Annotated in this window: 24 protein-coding genes; 5 read left to right on the plus strand and 19 right to left on the minus strand. The window is 41.3% G+C overall.

Annotated features, from left to right (window positions below; translation table 11 throughout):
• Nucleotides 1–112: 112 nt before the first annotated feature.
• The 8 genes from ald to PO903_RS00705 all read right to left on the minus strand — a co-directional run bounded on the left by ald (nt 113) and on the right by PO903_RS00705 (nt 8305).
• Nucleotides 113–1249 carry an alanine dehydrogenase gene (gene ald / locus PO903_RS00670; protein ID WP_069326263.1) on the minus strand — a complete coding sequence of 379 codons (1137 nt, stop codon included), beginning with the start codon at nt 1247–1249 and terminating at the stop codon, nt 113–115.
• Between the two features lie 232 nt (nt 1250–1481).
• Entirely contained in the window at nt 1482–2696 is a 1215-nt protein-coding gene (locus tag PO903_RS00675) for a PucR family transcriptional regulator (protein ID WP_273592372.1), read from the minus strand.
• Between the two features lie 305 nt (nt 2697–3001).
• A complete protein-coding gene (locus tag PO903_RS00680) occupies nt 3002–4228 on the minus strand; it encodes an ABC transporter permease (RefSeq protein WP_137223727.1) in 1227 nt (408 codons plus the stop codon).
• A gap of 2 nt (nt 4229–4230) precedes the next feature.
• The gene (locus PO903_RS00685) at nt 4231–4977 is read right to left on the minus strand and encodes an ABC transporter ATP-binding protein (protein WP_069326259.1); all 747 of its coding nucleotides are present in this window, start codon (nt 4975–4977) and stop codon (nt 4231–4233) included.
• Nucleotides 4978–4987: 10 nt separating this feature from the next.
• Nucleotides 4988–6469, minus strand: a complete 1482-nt coding sequence (locus tag PO903_RS00690; RefSeq protein ID WP_069326258.1) for a DEAD/DEAH box helicase — start codon at nt 6467–6469, stop codon at nt 4988–4990.
• Nucleotides 6470–6674: 205 nt separating this feature from the next.
• Complete coding sequence (locus tag PO903_RS00695; RefSeq protein WP_273594605.1) at nt 6675–7454, minus strand: SDR family NAD(P)-dependent oxidoreductase; 780 nt, start codon at nt 7452–7454, stop codon at nt 6675–6677.
• A gap of 51 nt (nt 7455–7505) precedes the next feature.
• Nucleotides 7506–7910 carry a hypothetical protein gene (locus tag PO903_RS00700; RefSeq protein WP_273592373.1) on the minus strand — a complete coding sequence of 135 codons (405 nt, stop codon included), beginning with the start codon at nt 7908–7910 and terminating at the stop codon, nt 7506–7508.
• A 167-nt stretch (nt 7911–8077) separates the two neighbouring features.
• The gene (locus PO903_RS00705; protein WP_273592374.1) at nt 8078–8305 is read right to left on the minus strand and encodes a hypothetical protein; all 228 of its coding nucleotides are present in this window, start codon (nt 8303–8305) and stop codon (nt 8078–8080) included.
• A 211-nt stretch (nt 8306–8516) separates the two neighbouring features.
• On the opposite strand from PO903_RS00705, the gene PO903_RS00710 reads away from it, so the two are divergent.
• Together PO903_RS00710 and PO903_RS00715 are read left to right on the plus strand one after the other, a co-directional pair.
• Entirely contained in the window at nt 8517–9851 is a 1335-nt protein-coding gene (locus PO903_RS00710; protein WP_273592375.1) for an FxLYD domain-containing protein, read from the plus strand.
• Nucleotides 9852–9863: 12 nt separating this feature from the next.
• Complete coding sequence (locus PO903_RS00715) at nt 9864–11003, plus strand: S1C family serine protease (protein ID WP_273592376.1); 1140 nt, start codon at nt 9864–9866, stop codon at nt 11001–11003.
• A gap of 141 nt (nt 11004–11144) precedes the next feature.
• On the opposite strand, the gene PO903_RS00720 is transcribed toward PO903_RS00715, so the two are convergent.
• Complete coding sequence (locus PO903_RS00720; RefSeq protein WP_069326253.1) at nt 11145–11603, minus strand: chemotaxis protein CheX; 459 nt, start codon at nt 11601–11603, stop codon at nt 11145–11147.
• 408 nt (nt 11604–12011) lie between these two features.
• Between PO903_RS00720 and PO903_RS00725 the strand changes: the two genes are divergently transcribed.
• Nucleotides 12012–12914: a LysR family transcriptional regulator gene (locus PO903_RS00725; RefSeq protein ID WP_069326252.1), complete on the plus strand. Its 903-nt coding sequence runs from the start codon at nt 12012–12014 to the stop codon at nt 12912–12914.
• Nucleotides 12915–12996: 82 nt separating this feature from the next.
• On the plus strand, nt 12997–13806 hold the full coding sequence (locus PO903_RS00730; protein WP_069326251.1) for a histidinol-phosphatase: 810 nt from the start codon (nt 12997–12999) through the stop codon (nt 13804–13806).
• A gap of 350 nt (nt 13807–14156) precedes the next feature.
• On the opposite strand, the gene PO903_RS00735 is transcribed toward PO903_RS00730, so the two are convergent.
• The 9 genes from PO903_RS00735 to PO903_RS00775 form a co-directional block, all read right to left on the minus strand.
• Nucleotides 14157–15092: a DMT family transporter gene (locus PO903_RS00735; protein WP_273592377.1), complete on the minus strand. Its 936-nt coding sequence runs from the start codon at nt 15090–15092 to the stop codon at nt 14157–14159.
• On the minus strand, nt 15089–15730 hold the full coding sequence (locus PO903_RS00740; RefSeq protein WP_069326249.1) for a GNAT family N-acetyltransferase: 642 nt from the start codon (nt 15728–15730) through the stop codon (nt 15089–15091). Before PO903_RS00740 ends, PO903_RS00735 begins: the two co-directional genes overlap by 4 nt.
• A gap of 17 nt (nt 15731–15747) precedes the next feature.
• Nucleotides 15748–16491 carry a metallophosphoesterase family protein gene (locus tag PO903_RS00745; RefSeq protein ID WP_273592378.1) on the minus strand — a complete coding sequence of 248 codons (744 nt, stop codon included), beginning with the start codon at nt 16489–16491 and terminating at the stop codon, nt 15748–15750.
• Nucleotides 16492–16630: 139 nt separating this feature from the next.
• A complete protein-coding gene (locus PO903_RS00750) occupies nt 16631–17596 on the minus strand; it encodes a metallophosphoesterase (protein WP_350339082.1) in 966 nt (321 codons plus the stop codon).
• A 156-nt stretch (nt 17597–17752) separates the two neighbouring features.
• The gene (locus PO903_RS00755; RefSeq protein ID WP_161594271.1) at nt 17753–18529 is read right to left on the minus strand and encodes a DUF3891 family protein; all 777 of its coding nucleotides are present in this window, start codon (nt 18527–18529) and stop codon (nt 17753–17755) included.
• A 65-nt stretch (nt 18530–18594) separates the two neighbouring features.
• Nucleotides 18595–19392 (minus strand): AAC(3) family N-acetyltransferase, encoded by a 798-nt coding sequence (locus PO903_RS00760; protein WP_273592380.1) that lies wholly within the window; start codon nt 19390–19392, stop codon nt 18595–18597.
• Nucleotides 19393–19511: 119 nt separating this feature from the next.
• Nucleotides 19512–20300: a succinate dehydrogenase iron-sulfur subunit gene (sdhB, locus tag PO903_RS00765; RefSeq protein ID WP_069326244.1), complete on the minus strand. Its 789-nt coding sequence runs from the start codon at nt 20298–20300 to the stop codon at nt 19512–19514.
• A gap of 53 nt (nt 20301–20353) precedes the next feature.
• A complete protein-coding gene (gene sdhA, locus PO903_RS00770; protein WP_069326243.1) occupies nt 20354–22096 on the minus strand; it encodes a succinate dehydrogenase flavoprotein subunit in 1743 nt (580 codons plus the stop codon).
• A 200-nt stretch (nt 22097–22296) separates the two neighbouring features.
• Nucleotides 22297–22965, minus strand: coding sequence for a succinate dehydrogenase cytochrome b558 subunit (locus PO903_RS00775; RefSeq protein WP_069326242.1), 669 nt, complete (start codon nt 22963–22965; stop codon nt 22297–22299).
• A 277-nt stretch (nt 22966–23242) separates the two neighbouring features.
• On the opposite strand from PO903_RS00775, the gene PO903_RS00780 reads away from it, so the two are divergent.
• Entirely contained in the window at nt 23243–24160 is a 918-nt protein-coding gene (locus PO903_RS00780) for a LysR family transcriptional regulator (protein WP_069326241.1), read from the plus strand.
• A gap of 10 nt (nt 24161–24170) precedes the next feature.
• On the opposite strand, the gene PO903_RS00785 is transcribed toward PO903_RS00780, so the two are convergent.
• A complete protein-coding gene (locus tag PO903_RS00785; RefSeq protein WP_273592381.1) occupies nt 24171–25511 on the minus strand; it encodes a TrkH family potassium uptake protein in 1341 nt (446 codons plus the stop codon).
• Between the last annotated feature and the right edge of the window lie 174 nt (nt 25512–25685).

Genomic DNA, 25685 nt, shown 5'->3' on the forward strand with positions numbered 1-25685 from the left:
TTTATTGTTGTATAGAAGTTAGATATCTACAACTAAATTAAACACAACTAGCTAATCGCAAAAAGAGTTACCGCATCTTCCTTGCGGTAACTCTTTTTTGTTTATCCAACCCTCAACTCAACGCCGCAAAAGTCTCCACCAACGCTTCATTCACATCCACATGCGTATATCCCAAATCTCTCGCCACCGCCGCATACGTCATACGTCCCGCTGCTGTGTTCACTCCTAATTTCAAAGCAGGATTACTTTCCAAGGCTACTCTCAATCCTTGATTCGCAATCTGTACAACATAAGGTAACGTTGCATTCGTTAGTGCCATCGTCGATGTTCTAGGCACAGCACCCGGCATATTGGCTACTGCATAGTGTACCACGCCATGCTTCATATAGGTCGGTTCGTTATGCGTGGTGATCCGGTCAATCGTCTCGACAATGCCGCCTTGATCGATCGCTACGTCAACAATCACAGAGCTAGGCGACATGGATTGTACCATCGCTTCGGTTACCAATTTTGGTGCTTTGGCTCCAGGAATCAATACGGCTCCAATTACTAGATCCGAAGCGGCTACCGCTTCTGCAATATTGTACGGGTTGGAGATTAACGTCTGAATTGATGATCCAAAGATATCTTCTAATTGACGCAATCGGTCTGGATTCAAGTCCATAATGGTCACATCGGCTCCCAAGCCAATCGCCATTTTAGCGGCATTAGTTCCAACAACTCCACCGCCGATAATCGTCACTTTTCCTTTTTTCACACCCGGTACACCACTGAGCAAAATACCTTTTCCTCCATGAGGACTTTCAAGGAACTGTGCACCGATCTGACTTGCCATACGTCCAGCCACTTCGCTCATTGGCGTGAGTAACGGTAAGGTACGGTTCACTTCTACCGTCTCATAAGCAATCCCGATCACTTTGTGCTCAATTAGAGCAGCAGCCAGCTTCGGTTCTGCGGCAAGATGGAGATACGTGAATAGAATTAAGCCTTCACGAAAATAACCATATTCGGAGGGTAACGGTTCTTTCACCTTCAACACCATATCTGCGGTAGCCCACACTTGAGAAGCTTCGTCCAGCATCTGTGCTCCTGCTTGTTCGTAGACACTATCGGTAAATCCACTACCTGTGCCTGCTCCAGATTGAATATAGACCTCGTGCCCTGCTCCGCTCAATGTCGCTACACCCGCAGGGGTGATGGCTACCCGATTCTCGTTATTTTTAATTTCTTTCGGGACTCCAATTCTCATGCCAGTTCCTCCTTTAAGGTACGTGCTTGCTCTACCTCATCATTATAGGATAGATAAAATGTCATGTAATCGTCTAATTCCCCAAATTTGAAGGTTTTAGTTTGTGTAAAAATACAAAAGATTATCTTATATGTTATATAATCTAACACGATCATTTTCAATAAGCAATAATACTAAAAAATTGATCAGGAATTTTACATGATAAGACAATCTTTATACTACATATATACCCTTATTGAGATTCTTCTAATAGCAAAAGCTTGATTTCCAAATATAAAGTTACTTTTTGCGCCATACTGTTCAGATCGATCTTGCCTACTTCAGCGATTCGTTTAAGTCGATAATTCAAGGTGTTGGTATGCACATGCAATTGTTGTGCGGCTAATTTGGCATCACTATTGTGATCTAGAAATACAGCTAATGTATGCAGTAAGTGACTATGATGCTCTTGATCATAAGCGGCTAGCGTATCCAGTGGCGAAGTATAAGCTGGAAATTGCTCGGCTTCTTGCTTCATTGCATACAGATAACGGTAAAACCCTGCCTGCGGATAATATAAGATCGAAGATGTCTCAGGTAATCGGCGGTGTAACATCAATAGATGCTGTGCTTCGTTATAACTACGACTAATCTCTAGCAATGATTGCACCACACTACCTGCTCCATACTCAATAGAAGAATGTGGCAGTAAGGTATAGAGACGATTTACTAACGGAATAATCGTTTTTTCGACAGAAAGAACTGAAAGAGCTGTTTTGGCTGTACTACATAATAGAATCAATCGATGTTGTTCCCGTACGTGAAGAACGATGCGTACAGCATGTTCGGTAGCGGCTTGAGATGCTTTTTCTAACCAATCGTTTATTGGTGCGCCATCCTCTTGTTCGATCATAAGAATGTATGAATACGCAGGCATTTGAATACCGACTTCACGGGCTTGGATGAGAGCTTCTTGTTCTGAAGTAAACCGACCTTTTAATAAACGATTGAAAAAGTCGATACTTTGTTTACGCTTTTGCATTTGAATCATTTTGGATGCGGCGAGGTTAGCACTATATTTTAATTGTTGGATTTGCTCGGGGGTAAACGAACCGTTATTTTCAAGCAACCAGATATAACCGATCACTTCATCATAGTGTCGGATTGCGATTGCCATTCGATTATTGAGACCAACCTGACTCATCCCCTGAACATGTACCGGTTCCCATGTGTCTAGTAGTTGTTGCATAGCTCCTGATTCGTACAAGGCTTGCACCACATCTGCTGGAACTTTGCGGCCCACGATCGTAGCAATGCGTGCAGGATCGGAATTAGGATCATGAGAACTATATGCCAGTAGGCGATGTTCTGCATCTTCTATCGTTACAGGGGTATCCATCACTTCGCTTATTTTTTCGACCAATGTTTGTAAATTATCAATATCCACTTCGTTGATTTTTGGGATCATAGTACACCACCTGTAGTCAGCAATTTTACCCGTTCGATACATGATAGGCTTTATTGAATATACTGTTTTTTTCTGGAATTTACAATTCTGGATAATTCAATTGACATTCATTGCAAAAAAACCTGTTGATCCTGATCCACCACATGAAGAGTAGCAGATCGAACAACAGGTTTTAGATAGAAATCATATCATTAGATGATTATTAATAATCGTGGAAGAAAGTTCGATATAAGATATTTCTTCTGACAAAAATCACTTTTTACTGTATCAGAAGAAGTCTTGCTTATAGTGACAAGCACTGAATGTTAATCAAATTCGGCTTCAGCTTCAATATCTTTAAGCCATTTGCGATTTAGTGAACGGCGATAAAGCCAGACAGCTACTAAGCCTGCGATAAATGTAAGAATCATACGCATCGGATCGCCTGCGCTTGCAAGTGGCAACCACAGTAGAAGCGTGATCCATACTTGTGTCTGTGTGATCAATTTCACCGTTTCCAGACGTTGCGATTCAGGTGGAATTGGATAGATCGACAACCAGAGCGTATCGGTATGTTGCTTACGCAAACTGGTCATCTGCATACCTGCTAATAGAATAAACAGCAGATAGACAACAATCCCGAACCACGATTCACGAGTGATCAAAACAAATACCACACCGATAATCACAAAGCGGATTAAGATCGGTAATAATTCTCCGCGCACTAATGTTTTGGAAACGAGAAAACGGAATGATTTGGCAGGCACCCAGGGTACTCGATTCCCGACAAAAGATAACCAGCGACGATGGCTGACTTTACGCTCCCCATTCGGTACATCGACAAACCAACCAAGTAGACGCATCACGCCTGCGGCATGATTTTTTTCAGTCGCAATCAATCGTTCCCAGGGTACCGATGCTTTGCCAGGAATACGCAATAGCACGATATAGACGAGAGCGATCACGACGACTGCGATCAGTGCGGTCATTAGTGGCAACCAGAGAAATGCCGCCAGTAATCCGATAATCAATACATAACGCAATAGACGATAACCGACGCGAGCAGCCGCTGTATTCATACGCAATTCTTGCCAGCTTCCATAACTACCGAGCAATTTGGCAATAATTAGCACAATCACAAGTAGACTTAACGACTTGGCATTCATGTCTGCTCGGACATAGAACGGAAAAGCGACCAGTGCTAGAATCAACAACCAGATCGTTTTCCCAATCACACTACTACGCCATGCTGGAGCAAAGTATTCACGCATTCGCACTTCGAGTGGCAACATAAAGACAATATCTGCTGTCCGCATATACGTACGCACACTGCCGTAAATCGCTAATGGTGTAAATAAAATCAGTAATATCCAGTGTACAGGCAGACCTTGAGGTACATTTTGCAAAAACGTGGTATACCATGCTGCAAATACAATGAGCAGAAAAAAAGTGACGATTGCGAGTCCGCTTTGCATCACATAGCGTAAATAAGGAAGCACTTCTCCCCAAAAAGCTTGTTGCCTCTGCTGACGTAACTTGAGCAGATCATTCATAATTACAGTCCATCCTGAACCAGATCATAGAAAATCTGTTCGAGTGGTACGTTCTGCTGACCCGTCTGCTCACGAATCTGCTCTAATGTCCCTTGAATAATCACTTTTCCTTTGTGCAACACAATAAATCGATCACAATAATTTTCGATAGTGGACAAAATATGTGAACTCAGCAAGATCGATGATCCACTTTCTTTGGTCTGTACCATAAAATCAAGCAATGAACGAATCCCCAGCGGATCAAGTCCCAGAAAAGGTTCATCAATCACATACAATGGAGGAGCCGCTACAAAAGCACACATAATCATGACTTTCTGCTTCATTCCTTTAGACAAATGCATCGACAGACTATCTTCTTTGTCTCCCATATTAAACAACTTGATCAAATGAGCGGAACGTTCTTCATAATCCGCTTGGCTCACATTATACGCACGAGCGGTAAATTCAAGATGTTCACGCACCGTCATTTCTTCGTACAATTGCGGAGATTCCGGTACAAAAGCAAGTGAAGCACGGTACTGCTCGGTTTCTTTTGCCAGTGTAGAACCTTGAATCCGAATCTCACCTTGTTGCGGCGTCATCAATCCCAAAATATGCTTCATGGTTGTGCTTTTTCCTGCACCATTCAGACCAATCAGTCCAATCATCTCACCGCGACCGACTTCAAAGCTGATATCATGCAGGACAGGCTTACCACGACTGTATCCACCACTCAGGTGATCCACGTTAAGTATAGCTACCTGTTCCATTATTGTTACCTCACTTTTCGTCTTGAGATGCAGCCCGTTTTTCTTTTAACCATTTCGGTGCACCTTTACTTTTGGTATCTACTTTTGGTTTGCGTTTCTTTTTATCTGTTTTCGGATTCACTTTAGCCGCAGGTGGCGCTGTTCTCGGTTTAGGTGAACGCTCTGCCGGGCGAGCTGTTGGTGTACTGCTATTCATATTCGATTCTGTCGTCACAGGAGATTCCACCGATGAACGAGGTTCAGCAGATTTGGTTTCTTTTTTGACCGCTGGTGTAGACGTAGGGCGAACAGAACGAGCTGCCGCTGCTTCTGCACGCGAAGCACGATACGATTCTTCACGTTCTTGTTGTTGCTCCAGTGTCAGTACAGCTCCACCTTTTAATACATGCTCTTGCAGATCAATATGAAGGGCATCGGCAAATTTACGCATAATAAACCGTTCACGTTCGGTAATAATCGAAGCCGCTACCCCTTGTTTACCCATACGTCCTGTACGTCCACTACGATGTACATAATGATCAGTGTCAAACGCAGGATCAAGACTAACGACCAGATTCAAGCCTTCAATATCCAGTCCTCGCGCCGCTACATCTGAAGCGACAAGCACTTTGATTTTGCCTTCTCTAAATTGAGACAATACCGTACTACGAGTTACCTTGTTCGCATCTCCATACAATACGCGCGCAGATAGACCCAGATGGTTCAGCTTCGCTTCCACTTCTGCAATATCATTGGTATCGTTCACGAATACCAGTGAACGTGGAGAATTGTAATGGCGTAATACACGTCGTAGAATTTCTAACTTATCTCGTTCTTCAGCTACAAAATACACATGTTCAATCCCTGCGGATGTACGTGTATCTGGTTCGATACCGATTTCGAGCAAGTCATTCATTTCACGATTCGCTAGTGTCAAAATCTCTTCGTTCACTGTAGCGGATAAAAACACCAGTTGACGATCTTTGCGTGTACTGCGGATAATTTTCTTCACATCTCCGCCACCACCAAGTCCAATCACTTGATCGACTTCATCGACAATCAGCGTGTTCACGAGGTGCATTTTTAACTTGCGTAGATTGATCAATTCACTAATCCGTCCAGGTGTACCGACAACGATTTGCGGATGACGTTTGAGCTTCTCGATCTGGCGCTTCATTGCTGCTCCACCGATCAGACCCAATGTCATAATGCCATGTTCTGCTCCATAACGTTCACTTTCACGTACGATCTGCATTGCTAATTCTTGCGTAGGCGCTAAGATCATCGCTTGTAATTGCTTGCGCTCTGGATCGACCTGTTGTAACACAGGTAACAAATAAGCCAGTGTTTTACCACTACCTGTTTGCGATTGAGCGATAGCATCTTTTCCTTCAAGCAAATGAGGAATAGCCTCCGCTTGTACCGGAGACGGCTCCGTAATTCCATAACGTTCCAGCACATCGTTCAACCATTCATGGATGCCTAGTCCGAGAAAATTCACATTTGATTCCATACATTTCATCCTTTCAAGCCCTTGAATCATTTCATAAGTACAAACTATTCAACACTTGTTTATATTCTAAAACATTGTAAACAGACAGAGTACAACACTCTACTATTATATGCGAAAACAGAGAGGACACCAAATATAATCATAACGCACCAAAAACCGGTTCTATGCGAACCGGCTGGATCACTCTTTTTAGTGTGGAATGCTTTTATTTTCGATCAAACAAACGATATGTTAACCGATCAATAAATCGTGGAAAAAGTCCGTATATACGCATAGCAGGAATCGCTATTCGTGGTAAATCCAGTTCTTCTTTGCGCTTTTCCATCACTTTCACAATATCCCGAGAAACTTTATCTGTTGTCATCATAAATTGGCTCACATTTTTGACATAATCCCCTGAAGGATCTGCACGATCAAAAAAGGCTGTCGCAATCGGCCCTGGATTAATAGACGAAATTTTGATCTTCGTTTCTCTTAATTCTTGTCGCAAGGCATTGGTAAATCCGAACACCGCATGCTTAGTTGCTGTATACGAGGTCGATTTGGCTGTCGGGAATTTACCCGCCAGTGAAGCGATATTCACAATCTGTCCTGTACCTGCGGCTAACATATGAGGAAGCACGGCTTGTGTACAACGTACAATACCTAGATAATTGACATCGATCATCGTTTGGTAATCTTCGATCGGCATTTCAGCTATCGTTTTGAATTGTCCGTAGCCAGCGTTATTAAGCAAAATATCGATCTTACCGTATTGCTTAATGACTTGTACGACTACACGCTTCACATCCTCATCTTGCTGAACATCCATTCGAATAATCTGATGCTCACCTTTCAATTGTCTGGATAACGTCTGAAGCTTATCTTCAGAACGTGCTGTCAGAATCGGAATCGCTCCTTTTTCGACTAATAATGAAGCAACTCCTGCACCTAGCCCGCTAGAAGCACCTGTGATAAGAACAACTTTATTCGCAAGTTTTACCATATTGTCGCAGTAAACATACTGCATTCCTCCCTTTTATCACCAACCCGAAATCTATAAATTACCAGTAACCTCTATACCCTCTGCTGACTGTAACCGTTCACTAATCCATGTATGAAATTGTTGCAAAAACAGCTGTAGTTCTTCCTCTTCCCCATTCTGTTGTTGCAATTCTGCTAAGATATCCATCCATATTTCTTTACCAATAGGATTATCCCAACATGGATCGAATTGATTCATCGTTTCCATCGTGTATGGATGTATCATTGGAAATCGTTTGTCCAATAACGGACGAATATAATTAAAATCTTCATTATATATAAACAACATATCTTTGAATGAAATCTCTGTTTGATTTTCTTCCTTGTTAAAAGGGGATAAATGAAATCCTATATTTCTTTTGGGCCCTTGATAACGGTAGATCAGTACAGGTATCGAATTGTTCGCTTGCTTTGCCATGTTCCTCCTCCTGCATGTCTTGATGGTAAGACTTTACAAAATTCTTTTTCATTATACTTTGATCCGTCTGAACTGCCAAATCATCTAAAGATCTATTGATTTACTTATAGGAAATTATTTCCTAAACATCAAGAAAACATGTTATATTTTAGTCAGTTATTTGGCGATTATCTTAGTGATGGAAGATGTTGTGATAATACTGCCAAGCGCTGGAAGGTAAGATATTTTGCTTGGCAAAAATCATTTTTGACTGTACTAGAAGAAGTCGCGCTTATACTGCCAAGCGCTGAATGTAAGATATTTTGCTTGGCAAAATCATTTTTGACTGTACTAGAAGAAGTCGCGCTTATACTGCCAAGCGCTGGATGTGAGATATTTTGCTTGGCAAAAATCATTTTTGATTCTACTAGAAGAAGTCGCGCTTATACTGCCAAGCGCTGGATGCAAGATATTTTGCTTGGCAAAAATCACTTTTGACTGTACTAGAAGAAGTCGCGCTTATACTGCCAAGCGCTGGATGTAAGATATTTTGCTTGGCAAAAATCATTTTTGATTGTACTAGAAGAAGTTGCGCTTATACTGCCAAGCGCTGAGGAGGGGTTATATATGTATTGTAATCATTGTGGGGCAAATCAGCCGGATCATGCTGTTTTTTGCAGTCAATGCGGAGCCAAGCTTCAGACACAATCCGAATCCACAGTACCGAGTGAGCAGGAGATAGATAAAGAGCAGACTCCTGTCGATTATTTAGATCAACTTCGTTCTGATCAATCTTCAAATCATACCGATTCCGAACCTACTCTTCCTATTGCTAATAAACCGATTCATCGCGCAGAACCTGCATCATCGACTGTATCTCTACCACCATCAGGATCACCACCCTATCGGTCTACTTCTCCAGCCCGTCATCTTACATGGATTATACCGACTGTACTTTTGCTGGGGATTGCAGGCACTTTATTTTGGTGGTATCAACATCAACAAGATATCAATGTACAAGTCACTCAATTGCATCAAGAAGCCAGTCAACTGGCATTGAAAGGGCAATATGAACCAGCTCTTGCCAAAATCACGCAAGCGACTACATTACGACCCACCTATGCTGTATTAACAAAAGATCAGACTATGATTGAGACAGCGAATCGTATTCATACTAAATTGGAAACGGTCTCTTCTAACCTTAAACAAAATCAACTTGAACCCGCTGAGAAATCATTAATCACTTTACAAAAAGCCTTAGATACTCGTAAAGAATCTATATTTGAGCAAGAAAAAACACTAGCTAATCGCAATCAAGATTTGTTAGCTGTCCTCAAAGTGAAAAAAGAATTGGATCAATTAGATACGATTGATGCGCTGGCATACAAGCTAGACGAAGTGGATCGACTGAACAATCAAGAAGCCAAAGAAGTACATCAACTGATTATTAACAAAATCATCACGATCAGCATGAAAAATGCTGAAAAACTTCTCCAACAGAATGATTTTAGTCAAGCGACAGCAGCCGTCAAAGCAGGGCTACAATATTCTAGCAAAGACGAAAAATTGTTATCCTTACAAAAACGTATCACTTCTGAAAAAGAAGCTTTTGAACTGGCTGAAAAACAGCGTATTGAACGAGCGATTCAACAAGCCGAAGAAGAAGATTTGAAAAACCGAACAGCCGGCGTAGAATTATTGAATGTAGATACACAACTGAATGAATACGGTGATATTGAAATCTATGGCGAAGTTAAAAATGTAGCCACCAAACCGATCTATTCAATCACTGTCTATTATTCCGGTTATGATGCGGCAGGCAATTATCTATTCTCTTCTTCAGCGTCAGTAGAACCTTACGATCTAGAACCCGGTGCAACCGGATCTTACAGTGCTTATGAATATGATTGGTATGAAGAAGTAACTGTACAGATTGATAATATAACATGGTATCTGGAATAAGGAGGAGCCTATATGAATAAAGCATGGATATTTAGCAGTATTGCCAGTGTCGTGATTATAGCAGCAGGTATAGGTTCCTTCTCGTATATCAATCGTACAGTGCCTACTCAATTACCGAACAAGCCTTTGTTAGCGAGTACGACTGCCCAAACAGCCAGTCAAACAAACACAGGCACTTCGACACTGAAAGATGTTATTTTTAACACTCAGAAAAAAGTAGTGATGATTGAATTGGAAGATGGATCACTAGGATCAGGATTTCTGTATAACGATCAGGGAGATGTTATTACTAATGCGCATGTCGTGGCAGGGGCGCTGAATGTTAAAGTCAAAACAGCAGATGCTCGCACACTAACAGGCAAAGTGATTGGTATCGGAACAGATACGGATATTGCAGTGGTTCGTGTACCAGAACTGGTAGGCACTGAACCTTTAAAACTAGCTCAAAAAGGTTCGGCGGATGTAGGCGATAATGTACTGGCACTGGGTAGCCCGCTTGGCTTACAAAATACGATCACTACAGGCATTATTAGCGGAGTTGGACGTGACTTTACGATCGATCCTTATGTGTATACCAATCTGTATCAAATCTCTGCACCTATCGCTCCCGGTAATAGCGGAGGCCCACTGATTCATGCAGACACCGGTGAAGTACTGGGCATCAACTCAGCGATGGCAAGTGAATCCAATACGATTGGATTTAGTATTCCAGTAGCCGAGATCCAAAAAACCGTACAAAACTGGTCTAAAACCCCAATGAAAGATGTACCAACTACTTCTGCATCTTCTGAAAATGTCGATGATGAGATGCCTTCTGTCCAAGATGAAGCGCAGTATATAGTCAGTTACTTTTATGAAAGTCTAAGTATGCAAGATTATGTAACTGCGTATTCTTTACTGGGTAGTCGCTGGCAAAGTAATCTATCTTATGCTGATTTTCGGCAAGGATATATAAATACAGGGGCTGTCTCTATGGATTCGATTATTGCCACCAAAGACGGAGAACAGGTGAAAGTCACTGTAGAGATCACCGCCGAAGAGCGCAAAGATTCTGGTACTGTCTACAGTTCTTATAAGCTCCATTATATTTTGGCATATGAGAATGATATTTTGAAAATATTGAGTGGTGAAGGTAAAAAAGTGAGCTCTTAACGCCATATAGCCTATGTTATCCGTTGTTACACCTTTTTATACTCCCATACCAAAAAACCTCTTTAACCATAGTGACTATGGTCAAAGAGGTTTTCTGATTCTCTTGTAAAGATAAGAGATCGTACTTGAATAGCTTCCCGATTAAGAGATCATTACTTGAATATCGAGTTCTCCGATTCCATCCATTAACAAAGGAATTGTTAATGCTTTGGTGGACACAAATCCAGTCATGGCACTAGTCTTCATTACCTTTGGAGGTGTAATGTCTACTGTAACGCCTTGATTAGACAAAATGGTACTTGCATTACCACTAATCATGTTACCTAACTCTGAAATAGCACTTTGGCTCATCTCATCCATTTCTGTAATGACAAAGCCGCCCATCATTGCTGAAACCATACGTAAAGCTACAGCTTCTTCAATTCCGAACATAATATCACCACTCATTTGCCCGGTCATTCCGATTTGAATCCAGATATAACCGTCTACTAGTTCCATATCCTTGATACCAAGGCTTCCTGTAGAAGGAGCCACTTGTACTACTTGTCCAATGACGAGTCGAGCAGCTTCCAAAAATGGATTGATTACTTCCGCTTTCATAATTCGTTTACTCCCCTTTACAATTGGGTTCATATTTAAATACAACTTTTGACCTATGATGTTAATGGATATTATACCTTATAACCTAGTTCAAATCATCTAGAATCATTGCTGTATATTCCATTTTTTAATATTTTTTGTAAATCTACTACTAATAATCTTATGAATCGACATTTTCTAGTAAATTTGTTGCTCTTTTTTATGGATCTTAGGTCTTTTTAACTGTCTTTATCTATTATCGGTCGCAAGCACTGATTTATGTACATTTTATATGAATAGATTTTAAACATTTCTTAGTACATTGATGCTTTTTGTGTAATCCCCTATAATTTAAAATAGGTATCGATTGTTGAATACTTCATCGGTTAGGCAAGTATTTAACAATTTGGCATACATAAGGAGGAACTCATGAATATCAGTCAATTGGAAACCTTATTGACCATTTCGAGGACAATGAGCTTCCGTAAAGCAGGAGAACTACTTAATCTGACTCAACCTGCGGTATCTGCTCAGATCAAAAGTCTGGAAGATGAATTCAAAACGGTACTGGTCGATCGTAACCAACCGGTTACATTAACCGATCAGGGTGTTGTTTTTTTAGAGCATGCTGAACAGATGTTAGCGATTGTTGAACAATTAAAACAGCGGTTATCCGACTTGGATGAGACTCCGCAAGGGCGGATTACGCTTGGCACTCCAACTTCGATTGCAATTCAAATTTTACCGAGAGTGCTTTCGTATTTTCAGGATCAATTTCCACTGATTCAGACGATGATTCATTCCATGTCTTCTTCACAGGTTTATCATAGTGTGGAAAATGGTCTGGTTGATGTAGGCATCAGCTACCTGATCGAACGCAATCCGAATTTGAATACTTCGATTTTGTATTATGATATGTTTGAGTTAGTCGTTTCTCCACAGCATCCTTTAGCTCGTACCAAAAAAGCACATATTCAAGATCTACAACAGTTACCTCTTATTATGTTATCTCCAGATACGGTAGGTCGCCGATTTGTAGATGAAGTATTCAAAGAACATGGGATTGAACCTCAGATTGTAATGGAGCTGTCTAGTAGTGAAGAAGTAAAACGGATGGTTGAGATTGATCTTGGTGTCGCGATTATCTCCAGACAATCAATTACCAGTGAATTGCGTCATGGTACACTGGTGATGATTCCAATGCCAGAATTCGAGGTAAGTCATCCTGTAGGTCTAATTTATAAATCAGGTCGATATTTGAACTCAGCCATGCGTCAATTTCTAGATGATCTCAAAGGCATGCCAGCCGATCAATTTATCAGTACAGAGTAAGATATTTTGCTTTGCAAAAATCATTTTTGATTCACTATACGAAATTGCGCTTATACTGCCAAGCACATAAGGAGCGATTTTTATGAAATTTGATCTTCATACCCACCATTATCGTTGTGGACATGCGGATGGCGATATCCGTGATTATATTGAAGCTGCGATTGCTGCGGATATTCAGGTGATCGGAATTTCAGATCATACCCCTTTTTTCGGCAGTGACAAAGAACAAGCTTTCCCGCAGACTGCTATGGGCAAAAGCGAGCTTCAACATTATGTACAAGAAGTATTGGATCTCAAAAAAGAATACGAAGGCAAAATTGATGTGTTATTAGGAATCGAATCCGATTATTTCCCTGATTACGCCAAATTATATCAAGACATTTTGTCTCAATATCCTTTTGATTATATTATCGGTTCGGTTCATTATAGTAGTGGTTATAGCATTTTCGATCGTTCTCGTTGGAAAGGCATGAATTCCGCCGATCAGATTGCGACCAAAGAAGAATACTTCCGAATGATCGCTGAATCTGCACGTAGTGGCATGTTCCAGATTCTTGGACATATCGATGCAATGAAAAGCAATTATCCTGACTTTACTCAAATTGAAGCTCCACAAGCGATCGACCGTACATTACAAGTGATTGCCGAATGCGGTGTAGCGATTGAAGTGAATACCTCCGGGAAGATCAAAGTCTGTGGACTCTGGCATCCTGTTGATGAAATTCTAGAGCGTGCTCATCATTTTGGCGTCGATATTTCATTTGGCTCTGATTCGCATATCCCTCAGCGTGTGGGTGATGATATTGATAAAGTCGCTCAAAAATTGCGTGAGATTGGCTTTACTGAATGGGTTTATTATAAGCAAAAGCAACGTCATGCTGTAGCGCTTTAAATATTTTCAATTCATTTTTATAGCCATTTTTGATTATCTTTTTTAAACAGGGAATGTATAGATATTAAATGATAACTGTACATGTCCGATAGATTTTCAACTTACTCCAATCTTTTGCTATATGCCGCTTAGCCGTACAAGTAGTATATCCAGTATAAAGATTGGAGTTTTTGTTATGTATTTCTTTAGTTTTTGTTTTTATTCGGCGGGATAATAATATAAAAGCGCAAAAAAAGAGACCTGCACTCACGCAGGTCCATCATATATTCAAAAAGGGGGTCTTGAGAACAATCTTACCTTTTCTCTATTGAGATTGAGTTGCAACACGATTGCAGTTGTATAACAAAATCTTACTCTTTATGTACAACACGTTCTCGATTGACCAATATAATACCGCTTGCTACTAAGATTAGAGCAAGCGCCGCCCAGATCGATAACTTTTCATCTAACCAGAGAGCCGATAACACCACTCCAAATAATGGCGTTAAAAATAGATACATCGACACTTTGCCTACTTTATTGTATTTCATCACTGTATTCCAGAGAGCGAATGCTCCAGCAGAGAGTACGACAAGGTATAGAAGCATCCCTACAGCCGCTAGATCCCAGTGAAAAGGAAAAGGATGTCCTGTTAAGGAACCGATGACAACCAAGCCTAGACCGCCCCAGAACATCTGACGACCGGTAAGACTCAGTACAGGTTCAATCCCTGCTTCACGGCGTGCTAGCACATTCCCCCAGCCTCCTGTCAGAGCAGACAGTAACATCAGCAGTTCACCCAGTCCAAAACCAAAATGTACATTGCCTCCACTTTGCCCAAAGCCCATGACCGCAATCCCTGTAAATCCTAGCAACAACCCGAACCATTTGCGCATCGATAATCGTTCGGTCTGATCAATCCAACGAATCGATAACATTTGAAATAGCGATACAGAGCCAGCAATAATCGACATCGTCATGCCTGATCCCAAGCCAAGTGCTGCATATACAAAAATATACTGTAATAATGTCTGAAACATTGACAGGCTGATTAATCGCTTAGCCGGAATATGAGGAATCGGTTGCCCTTTGGGATTTAAGATTTTGGCTAATACCATCAACAATAGCCCTGCCAGTGTAAAGCGATATCCTGCAAATAACCATTGCGCAAAAATATCATGACTTTGTATCCCCAGATGAGCATAACTTAACTTGATAAAAGGCAGTGCACTCCCCCACAAAATGGTAGCGATCAGTGAACTGCTCCAAATACCAAGCGGACGGGTGAACCACTGTTGTCCGTTCATGAAGAGGAAGCGCCTCCGCTTCTTTCCTGACTGTGTGTATGAGAAGCGGCACGTTCTTTGCGCAACAAGTATTCCGTATGAGCGATAGAATAAATCATAATGCCCATCTCTTCCCAGTAGCTCTGAATCCCTGCATTAGAAGATGGTTGTTGTGGACGCATTCCATTTTTCTCAAGCACCCGTTGAGAGAGTGCATTATCTGCATGACAACGCCCCACAATATGCGATAGACCCATATCTTCAAAGCCAAAATCAACCATGCGACTGGACGCTTCAGCAGCATATCCTCTTCCCCAATGACTACGACAAAGAGCAAAGCCGATCTCTGCCCGTGCTGCCCGTTCATCCCATCGTTGAAAAGAACACACGCCGTATAAAGTACCATCGTCTTTGGATGTGATTGCAAAATGCATCGAGCTGAGACTGCGAAAAGCTTCTTCGACTCTGCGCCCCAGACGATCTGGCTGTAATGACTGATATTCCTTGCTCTCTTTCGCTCCGTACAAATATTTCATCACTTGTGGATCACTGGCACATTCCCACCAGATCTCCACATCCTGTGCAGTTAGACGGCGTAATTTGAGTCGATCTGTATACAGATCAGGAAAGCCCTTTTTCAAATCCTGTTTACTCAACATCGCCATTCCTCCTATAGTTAGTCTTGCTGCATCGCACGGTATACGCCGGTGCGTAGTTCTTTGATATAGTAATCCAGTGCTGGAATATTCGCATCACGGGCATCTTGTACCGCTTGCTCGATATCATACGGCACACGAGCAAATTGTAACGAATAAGGAGCTATCTCTTCCGATAAATATTCCCCTTCTAGAATCGCATAAGAAGCTGCGGGTATATCTAGTGGATTCCCTACACTCCCTGTATTAAATAATAGTCGACCTTCTAGATGTTGCATATATGCATTATGGATATCTCCATAGCCTACGATATCGGGAATAATGGATTCTTGCGTCGTTGGATTCACCACAGGTGCAAACATACCTAAACGGCGTTCTAGATCATCCCATGGTTGTACACGATGAAATACATTTTCAGGCGATGCATGGACTAGCGATACCCATCGTCCACTTAGTAAAAATTCATGGCGAAATGGTAATTCTTCCAAATACTTGACTCGCTCTGGTCCCAATTGCTGAGCTTGCCAGCCAAATAATTCATCATCACTGCTCATCCGAGCAACAAGCTCTTCCCAATTGCCACGAATAATCACTTCACAACGTTGCGCAACTTCATCCGTAATTTTGACAGCATCTGGTCCTTTACCTACTAGATCGCCAAGACAAAAAATACGCTTAATCCCTCTTTGATCAATATCTGCTAATACCGCCTGCCATGCTGGATAATTACCATGAATATCAGACACCAAAGCAATACGTTCCATCCTTCATTCCTCCTAGCGCTTGGCATGATAAGTGCGACTTCTTCTACTTCAATCCATCATGTAGTTCAATCTATCATGATTTTTGCTTGCAAAATACCTTTCTTTCAGCGCTTGGCTTAATAACCACTATTGCTTATCTTTATTGATCTGCTCGTCTAAGCGTAAATATCGTTAATTCCGGTCGACACATCAATCGAATAGGCACTTGAGACGTTCCGATGCCCCGATTAACATAGAGCGGTAGCTGACGCTGTGGCCCTGCTTGATACCAACCCATAATATATTTACGTGAACCACGAGGAGTAATCACAGCGCCGAACCACGGTAATCGAATCTGCCCGCCGTGACTATGACCTGATAATTGTAAATGAAAACCAAAGTTAATCGGAATCTTATCTGCATAATCCGGTTCATGCATTAATAAAATGCGACAAGCATCTTCAGCAATATCTGATGTTGCTTTGTTCACATTCGGCTTTCCTAATAACTGATCATCCAGACCAATAATAGCAAGCGTTCCGTCTGGCCGCTTAATCTGTATATTTTCGTTGGTTAACATGGTGAATCCGCCTTGTTCCATCATCTCCGAAACAAGCAGTACATCGTTTAAATAATCATGATTACCGAGAACTGCAAATTTACCTAACGGTGCAGACATTTTCTGAAGCGCTCCTACTCCTGCACGTAAAGGGTTTGGATCATCATCTACCATATCTCCAGTAAAACAGATCATATCTGGTTTCTCCGCCATAATGATATCGGCTAACTTTTCCAGATCGGCGGCTTCTTTTCCCATCCCTAAATGAACATCGCTGAATTGGATCAATTTCATTCCATTTAGACTTGGAGGAAGCTGAGGTAATGCCAGATCAATATAGACTTTATCTAACCAGTTGGGTTCTCCTAGCCAGCTGTATCCGGCTGTTCCTAGTCCAAGCGAAGCCACGACCAACGTACCTCGCTTGAGAAATTGCCGACGTGTAATTTCATATCTATGCTTAAAATAAAAAGGAATTCTTATCGGATTGTAAAATGTGTATAAAGAGCAATAGGCATTCAGGCTAAAATTCCTCCTTTGGATTCGGCTGCCCTCAGGCGGTTGAATATATTATGTTTATTGTGCCGAATCCAACAGCTATCGTCAAATTTACGATAGTGGACTACTCTTTTTACAATCAAATACATATGTAAAAATGTATCTCTTAATAGATATATATCCTTTCTTCATCATTAAGAGATACCCCTAGCAATAGATCATCAATTAGGATTCAGCAGGAACAAATGTAATCGTCCACGTTTGTTTGTCAGCATCGGCAAAAGCTTGTGCTAGACCGGATTGTTGAATATGTGTTTTGCTAACTTTGCGATAGATTAATTCCAATTCAAAAGGAGCTTCAAATGGAAATGGAGCAAGGCTAATACTATGCTCATCTACCCACCGTGGCATAATCGCTTGATCGTTAGTGAACGCAAACTTTTTCCCGACTTCAAATCCTTCTTTCCACCATTCTTGCTCATTTTCTTTGCTCACTCCAGGATCATTCAAGCAGACATAGAGTGAAAGATCATCGCATAATTCCAAGATCGATCGGTGAAATTTGAGTGCTTTTTCGTTAGGATTCAACTGTGCTTTGATCCGTTCCTGACGCTCTTTCTCTTCTTGCACAAAAGCGATCCCAAATGGATCTTCTTCACCATAATGACCGACTAGCGCGGCATAATGATAACTGGCAAGCATTCCTCCGTACGGAGTCATATTTTCCAATTCGTTAATTCCATATCTGTAAAAAACCAGCTTCGCCGGTTCTGGAAAATGCATAAACGAAAATGGAACTTGCTTCGCATCATCCCATAGTGGAATTTCATCTAATGGAATCCAACCACGATCATGTTGTTCACAGCCAATAAGCACTTCATCCCAGCGTTCATCTTGTTCAATATATTCAGGCTTCCAATGACGAGCAAATTCTCCTGATAGCTTCGCATGATCATGTTGACGAATCATAATAAAAGCATCTTCATTCTCTCTCCAAATCATAAGTATACCCCTTTCGATATCAGTCATTTCTATAGGATGTAACTTCTATTATTCATTATTTATCCTTAACGATGCGTTTCCAACCATCCTGCGGCATAATCGACCAGTCCACGCTGCTGAATCAACTTCGTTTGCGCTTTGGCAATCGTGCCTTGAACAAATAAATTTGGGCAATCTTGTTCAAAATCGGCTCCGATCTCATCGAAATCATCAGAGTCAAAATTCAAATCTTTGAATTTCACCCACTGTTTACCGTTATCTGTCATCATCGGTGCTTTCATCGTAATCTCTTTTTTACCATGCCATTCTGCAAAATATTCTGCTAAATGAATGGATGTATTGGTATGATAAGTCGTCCCCAACATCAATATATACCCATTTGCATTATATAAATCTTGCAACGGAGAATGACTTCCTAATCCAAAATCCAGATCGTGATCGCTCATCCATTCTTCTGCATGTTTGCCCCATGCTGCAAAAGAGACTTGCGGATGTGCACTTCGATATACTCCTTTTTGCTTACGGAATGTCTCCGCTATAACACCCATCCCTGTCGTCACTGTAAAATCAGGATCATAAGGCGGCATACTGTCACGAATCAGATTCCACCAACGCTGTTCAGCAGGTGGATACATCCACCCTTTGGGATCGGTTAATTGCGAAGTCTGCGTTGGCATAATTAATGTACCTGACTCTCCCAAAACAGCCTCTAACGCTAAGATAACGGTTTCAGCACTGCCGGGAATCCATCCTCCAAGACTTTTCAAAGAAGAGTGAACTAGAATATTCATCCCTTCTGTAATCCCTAACGCTTTAAATTCATCGACTAATTGATCATAACTTATCGGTCTTTCACTGATCATCAACATCACTCCTATCGATCACCGGCTCAAGATAAAAGGCGGGTTTCCGCTTTTACACGGAACCCGCCTGATTAGTGGCTTACTATCAACCCGGTATAATCGTATATACGACTATACTATTATACACCCAACCAACGTTTGAACATATGCTTGGATGTGTCTTTATTCATTTCAGCAATCGAAGTTGTCAAAGGAATACCTTTTGGACAAGAGCGTACACAGTTCTGCGAGTTACCGCATCCCTCAATACCACCCGGCTCCATCAATGCATCTAGACGATCTTCTTTATTCATCTCACCTGTTGGATGAGCATTGAACAGACGAACCTGAGACAATGCCGCAGGACCGATAAAGTCTGTTCTGTCATTCACATTCGGGCAAGCTTCCAGACATACGCCACAAGTCATACATTTCGACAATTCATATGCCCATTGACGTTTTTTCTCTGGCATACGTGGTCCTGCACCCAGATCATACGTACCATCAATCGGAATCCATGCTTTTACTTTTTTCAGTGCGCCGAACATACGGCTACGATCAATAACAAGATCGCGTACCACTGGGAAAGTTTTCATTGGAGCGATATGAACGGGTTGCTCTAATTTATCAACTAGAGCAGAACATGCTTGGCGTGGCTTACCATTGATCACCATCGAGCAAGCTCCACATACTTCTTCCAAACAGTTGGATTCCCAACAAACAGGTGCTGTTGCTTTACCTGTGTTGTCTACAGGATTACGTTGAATCTCCATCAGCGCACTGATGACATTCATCCCTGGACGATAAGGTAATTCAAATTCTTCTGTATATGATGGGCTATCCGGCTTATCCTGACGGGTAATAATAAACTTGACGTTTTTTTTGGCCGTTACATTAGCTGGGTGACTCTGTGTTGAGACTTCCGCCATTTCTAATGCCCCCTTAAATTAATCACTTTACTTGAGAATGCCGTCTTGGTGACTTAATCTTTAGAATAATCACGAATACGCGGTGGAATCAAGGATACATCCACATCTTCATAAGAAATCTGTGGACCATCTGGTGTCCATGTCGCTTTCGTCGTTTTAAGGAAATCTTCATCATTACGTGTTGGGAATTCAGGCTTATAGTGAGCTCCACGACTCTCATCACGCATTAATGCTCCAAGTGTCATTGCTTCAGACAATTCAAGCATATTCCACAATTGACGGGTAAACGCTACGCTAGGATTATTCCAACTGGATGAATCATTCATATTGATTTTGGTATAACGTTGCTTCAGCTCTTTGATCTTATTGATCGTAGCTTGAAGCTTATCGTTATAACGAACAACTGTCATATTATCAGTCATCCACTCGCCTAATTCTTTATGCAAAACATAAGCATTTTCATTGCCTTGCATATTCATCAGGTGATTATATTTATCTTCTTGCTGTTTGCGAACTTGATCGTACATCGTTGTTGGCATATCAGCAGCCGATTTTTTCAATCCTTTAATATATTCCACTGCTTTTGGACCTGCAACCATACCACCGTAAATCGCAGATACTAACGAGTTAGCACCTAGACGATTTGCTCCATGATATTGGTATTCGCATTCGCCAGCAGCGAATAGACCTGGAATATTGGTCATCTGATTATAATCTACCCACATACCGCCCATTGAATAATGGACTGCCGGGAAAATTTTCATCGGAATCTTACGAGGATCATCGCCCATGAATTTCTCATAGATTTCGATAATTCCACCTAATTTAACATCCAGTTCTTTTGGATCTTTATGAGAAAGATCCAGATATACCATGTTCTCACCGTTAATACCCAATTTCTCATCCACACACACTTGGAAAATCTCACGTGTTGCAATATCGCGGGGAACGAGATTACCATAGGATGGGTATTTTTCTTCTAAGAAGTACCACGGCTTACCATCTTTATACGTCCAGATTCGTCCACCTTCACCGCGTGCAGATTCAGACATCAGACGCAATTTGTCATCGCCCGGAATCGCTGTTGGGTGAATTTGAATAAATTCTCCGTTCGCATAATGTACACCTTGTTGATAAACAGCACTTGCAGCTGTTCCTGTATTGATCACCGAGTTGGTTGTTTTACCGAAAATAATACCGGGGCCACCTGTTGCCAAAATAACAGCATCAGCCGCAAAAGTAACCACTTCCATATTGCGAAGATCTTGCGCACAAATTCCACGACATGCGCCTTCATCATCCAATACAGCAGAAAGGAATTCCCAGTTCTCATGCTTGGTTACCAGACCTGCGGTTTCCCAGCGACGTACTTGCTCATCAAGGGCATACAACAATTGTTGACCTGTTGTTGCACCTGCATAAGCAGTACGGTGAAACTTCGTTCCGCCAAAACGACGGAAATCAAGCAATCCTTCTGGTGTACGGTTGAACATCACGCCCATCCGATCCATCAAGTGAATAATACCAGGTGCTGCTTCACACATTGCTTTGACAGGTGGCTGATTCGCTAGAAAGTCACCGCCATATACAGTGTCATCAAAATGGACCCAAGGTGAATCGCCTTCACCTTTTGTATTTACAGCTCCATTGATCCCGCCCTGCGCACATACGGAATGTGAACGTTTGACCGGTACCAATGAGAATAAATGTACATGAACGCCTGCTTCTGCTGCTTTGACAGTAGACATCAATCCAGCCAGACCGCCGCCCACGACAATAATATTGGATGTTGCCATAACGAGTTACCCTCCCCTTAGCCTACTGATCCTTAGATCCTATCTACCTTAAACGAACAGCAGAACGGTTCACTTGCCACCGTTCATTCCTTTAACTCTGTTCGACTACGAGCTGTACTGTGCATCATTTTGATCAATGAGACATCTGCTGTGCCATCCACTGTTGTATTGAACAATGCCGCACGGATCTTGCTATATGCTTATGCTACAAAATGACGAATCGTTTGTAGCGCAACCGTTGGATCTTCGAACTCCATATTGCGGAAAGCAACAAGAGATAGAATAAACATAATTGACACAATAACGAAAAGCGTCATACACACGTATGAGGATACACGTTGTGCTCTCGGTCCTACTGTAATTCCCCAACTTACAAGGAAAGACCATAGACCATTTGCAAAGTGGAACGAAGCTGCCAATACACCAATAGTGTAAAGAACGAAGGTTACCGGGTTGGTCACGATATTGTACATGACTCCGCCGAGCTGTTCATGAGTGACATTACCGAGTGCAACTTGGAAACGAGTCTCAAATACATGCCATACAATATACACAAACGTGATTACACCTGTAATCCGTTGAAGTGTATAACGCCAGTTACGTTCGTAACCGTAATTCGCATTGTTTGGCTTCGCTTGATAAGCGATATAAAGACCATATACTCCATGATAAATCAGTGGTAAAAAGATGAATAAACTTTCCAAAACCAATACAAGTGGCAAGTTATTCAAAAATGCCACACTTTTATCAAAGGATTCTTTTCCGCCTTCATATGCAGAAAAATTGGTAATCATATGCTCAATAAAAAAAGCTCCGAGCGGAATGACCCCTAGCAGTGAGTGTAACCTTCTGGCGTAAAACCCTTTCATGAATGACGTTCCCCTTTCATAATAAGAGCGTTTTCATAGTGACAGTCATTGGTTAATGCTGTCCCAGACGTGGATCAACGAGAGATATTCGGACCTTCGTTAATCTCCGCGTAGGAAGTCCCCATCTTCCGTAGCTTTACAATCTGTTCACAATGCTCTAAGACTGTGAACAACTTGTGTCACTTTTTATGTTACTCTACTTTGACTTATAATGGAATTGCAATATAATTATTAATTGTTATAACTAAAACGCATAAGAGGAAAGGAGAAATTCCAGATGCTTGAAGATATTGATATATTTGCGGTCGTTGTGGAACAATCTAGCTTAAATCAGGCTTCCAAATTATTGAATTTATCTCAGCCTGCTCTTTCTCGTAAAATTTCTAAATTAGAAGAAAATCTAGGTGTCTCATTGTTCAATCGTAATGGAAAGCGGCTTGAATTAACTTCAATTGGACGATTAACCTATACATTTGCATTAGAACAGCGTCAGCAGAACCTCAAGTTCTTGCAGAGCCTTAACCGCTATAAGTCTGAAGATCAGACCACAGTGACCTTTGGCGCCAGTCTGACGACCTTACAGACGACGTTGCCACCACTTGTTAGTAGCTTTACTCGTAAACACCCTTATGCAGAGCTCAAATTGATTACCGGCAAAACGCATGAAATTGTAAATGCCGTCCGTGATAAAAAAGTAGACGTCGGTATTGTAGCGTCCTCGATCCATGAATCGGGTCTTACTTGCGTGCCTTTATTTGATGATCATCTTGAATTAGTCGTCCCGAGCAATCACCCGCTTGCAGATCATCAAGAGACTACAATGCAGGATTTACAAGGTTTGGCTATGATTATTTTCTCAAAAGGCACATGGTACCGTAAATTAATAGATGATGTATTTCATCGGTATACAGTGATGCCCGACTTGCGTATGGAAATTGATTCTTTTGAAGCGATTGTACGTTTATTGCCTATTTGTATGGCTGCTGCATTATTGCCCAAATCCTATGTTGGGAAACAGTTGTTATCAGGGAACGAGCTGGTCTCTCTTCATATTCCTGAACTAGAGCAGACACGCCGCACCACCTGTCTCCTTTATAGTGAAAGTTCTGATCTAGGCTCAGCAGCCAGACAATGGATTATTGATACCAAAGAACAATTTGAAACGATAAATGATCCTATTCGTTTAGATGAATAAATATGCCCTTTTAACCAATCATAATCTTACCTTCAGGATAGCGATATAGTTCTTTGTCTTGTTTGGGAGCGAGTGCCCAGACCAGTGTAATCATGCCTACCCGTCCAGCAAACATCAATAAACAGATCACTAATTTACCAGTCGTACTTAGATTGGGAGTTAATCCAAGAGACAGTCCAACCGTACCGAAGGCAGAAGTGGCTTCAAATAAAACACTCATAAAGTCAGTCGCTTCTGTCATCGTAAGAACCATCGTAGCCACAATCACTAACGATAATGAAAACACTGTAATCGTTAATGCTTTATAGATCCGATCTTTGTTGATTCGAAAATAAAATAGAACCACATCTTCTTTTCCTTTGACCATACTGATGACTGCTCCAACAATCAGTAGAATCGTTGTTGTTTTGACACCACCGGCTGTTGAACCCGGCGAACCTCCAATAAACATCAGAATAATCGTCAGGAATAAAGTAGCTTGTCTTAATTGAGTTAGATCCAGCGTATTCGCGCCTGCTGTTCTTGTGGTGACCGATTGAAATAATGAACCCCATATCTTACCATCCCAACTCAAGCTTCCAATCGTTTTTAGGTTCGTAAATTCAAATATGAAAACCAGTATAAACCCTCCAACAAGCAGAATAGAAGTCATCCACAATACAGCTTTAGAGTGTATTGATAATTTACGATGTTTGCGATATTCAATCAGATCAGACAATACAACAAATCCGAGTCCGCCCAATACGATCAAAGCCATAGATATGATATTGAATGCTGGATCGGATACATATCGGGTAAAGCTACTGTAATGACCGAACAAATCAAAACCTGCATTATTAAATAACGATACGGCATGAAAAGCACCATAATACATAGCTTGTCCAAGAGGAAAATCTGCCATTAAGCGTAGCGTAAATAAAAATGCAGCAATCAATTCAATAGCAAATGAATAATAAATCACTTTTTTTATTAAACGAACAATACCTTCCATATCTCCTTGATTCATGGCTTCTTGCAACACCAGACGTTCTCGTAAAGAAATACGTCTTCGAAACACCAAAGCAAATAATGTAGCAATCGTCATAAATCCGAGTCCACCAATTTGAATCAGACACATAATTACCACTTGACCAAAGGTCGAGAAAAAAGTGCCTGTATCCACAACGACTAGACCTGTTACACAAGTCGCTGAAGTCGCTGTAAAAAAGGCATTTAAAAAACTCAACCCTTCTCCACCTTGATGCGCAACAGGTAACATCAATAAAAACGTTCCTAATAAAATACAGATAGCATAGCCTAAAGCGAGAATACGAGGTGGTGTCCAAACTTTTATTGCAAAAACATTTTTCAAAATCTATTCAACCTCTCTATTCTCTAAATATGACTTATTCCAATCTGTTCACTGCTTCTGATTATAGTGGCTCTGAAGACAGACGGCTATAGCGTTTTGCAATCAAAAAAAGATTACGTTACACTAGCATTTAGTAGTATACATGCGAATAGCTTAAGTATAAAGAATTTGTGT

This window comes from Paenibacillus sp. PK4536 (assembly GCF_028594455.2).
Taxonomy (GTDB): domain Bacteria; phylum Bacillota; class Bacilli; order Paenibacillales; family Paenibacillaceae; genus Saccharibacillus; species Saccharibacillus nuruki.

Coding starts and splice junctions, on each gene's coding strand:
- ald (WP_069326263.1), bottom strand. CDS start 1,249: ATGAGAATTGGAGTCCCGAAAGAAATTAAAAATAACGAGAATCGGGTA.
- PO903_RS00675 (WP_273592372.1), bottom strand. CDS start 2,696: ATGATCCCAAAAATCAACGAAGTGGATATTGATAATTTACAAACATTG.
- PO903_RS00680 (WP_137223727.1), bottom strand. CDS start 4,228: ATGAATGATCTGCTCAAGTTACGTCAGCAGAGGCAACAAGCTTTTTGG.
- PO903_RS00685 (WP_069326259.1), bottom strand. CDS start 4,977: ATGGAACAGGTAGCTATACTTAACGTGGATCACCTGAGTGGTGGATAC.
- PO903_RS00690 (WP_069326258.1), bottom strand. CDS start 6,469: ATGGAATCAAATGTGAATTTTCTCGGACTAGGCATCCATGAATGGTTG.
- PO903_RS00695 (WP_273594605.1), bottom strand. CDS start 7,454: ATGGTAAAACTTGCGAATAAAGTTGTTCTTATCACAGGTGCTTCTAGC.
- PO903_RS00700 (WP_273592373.1), bottom strand. CDS start 7,910: ATGGCAAAGCAAGCGAACAATTCGATACCTGTACTGATCTACCGTTAT.
- PO903_RS00705 (WP_273592374.1), bottom strand. CDS start 8,305: ATGATTTTTGCCAAGCAAAATATCTCACATCCAGCGCTTGGCAGTATA.
- PO903_RS00710 (WP_273592375.1), top strand. CDS start 8,517: ATGTATTGTAATCATTGTGGGGCAAATCAGCCGGATCATGCTGTTTTT.
- PO903_RS00715 (WP_273592376.1), top strand. CDS start 9,864: ATGAATAAAGCATGGATATTTAGCAGTATTGCCAGTGTCGTGATTATA.
- PO903_RS00720 (WP_069326253.1), bottom strand. CDS start 11,603: ATGAAAGCGGAAGTAATCAATCCATTTTTGGAAGCTGCTCGACTCGTC.
- PO903_RS00725 (WP_069326252.1), top strand. CDS start 12,012: ATGAATATCAGTCAATTGGAAACCTTATTGACCATTTCGAGGACAATG.
- PO903_RS00730 (WP_069326251.1), top strand. CDS start 12,997: ATGAAATTTGATCTTCATACCCACCATTATCGTTGTGGACATGCGGAT.
- PO903_RS00735 (WP_273592377.1), bottom strand. CDS start 15,092: ATGAACGGACAACAGTGGTTCACCCGTCCGCTTGGTATTTGGAGCAGT.
- PO903_RS00740 (WP_069326249.1), bottom strand. CDS start 15,730: ATGTTGAGTAAACAGGATTTGAAAAAGGGCTTTCCTGATCTGTATACA.
- PO903_RS00745 (WP_273592378.1), bottom strand. CDS start 16,491: ATGGAACGTATTGCTTTGGTGTCTGATATTCATGGTAATTATCCAGCA.
- PO903_RS00755 (WP_161594271.1), bottom strand. CDS start 18,529: ATGATTTGGAGAGAGAATGAAGATGCTTTTATTATGATTCGTCAACAT.
- PO903_RS00760 (WP_273592380.1), bottom strand. CDS start 19,392: ATGATCAGTGAAAGACCGATAAGTTATGATCAATTAGTCGATGAATTT.
- sdhB (WP_069326244.1), bottom strand. CDS start 20,300: ATGGCGGAAGTCTCAACACAGAGTCACCCAGCTAATGTAACGGCCAAA.
- sdhA (WP_069326243.1), bottom strand. CDS start 22,096: ATGGCAACATCCAATATTATTGTCGTGGGCGGCGGTCTGGCTGGATTG.
- PO903_RS00775 (WP_069326242.1), bottom strand. CDS start 22,965: ATGAAAGGGTTTTACGCCAGAAGGTTACACTCACTGCTAGGGGTCATT.
- PO903_RS00780 (WP_069326241.1), top strand. CDS start 23,243: ATGCTTGAAGATATTGATATATTTGCGGTCGTTGTGGAACAATCTAGC.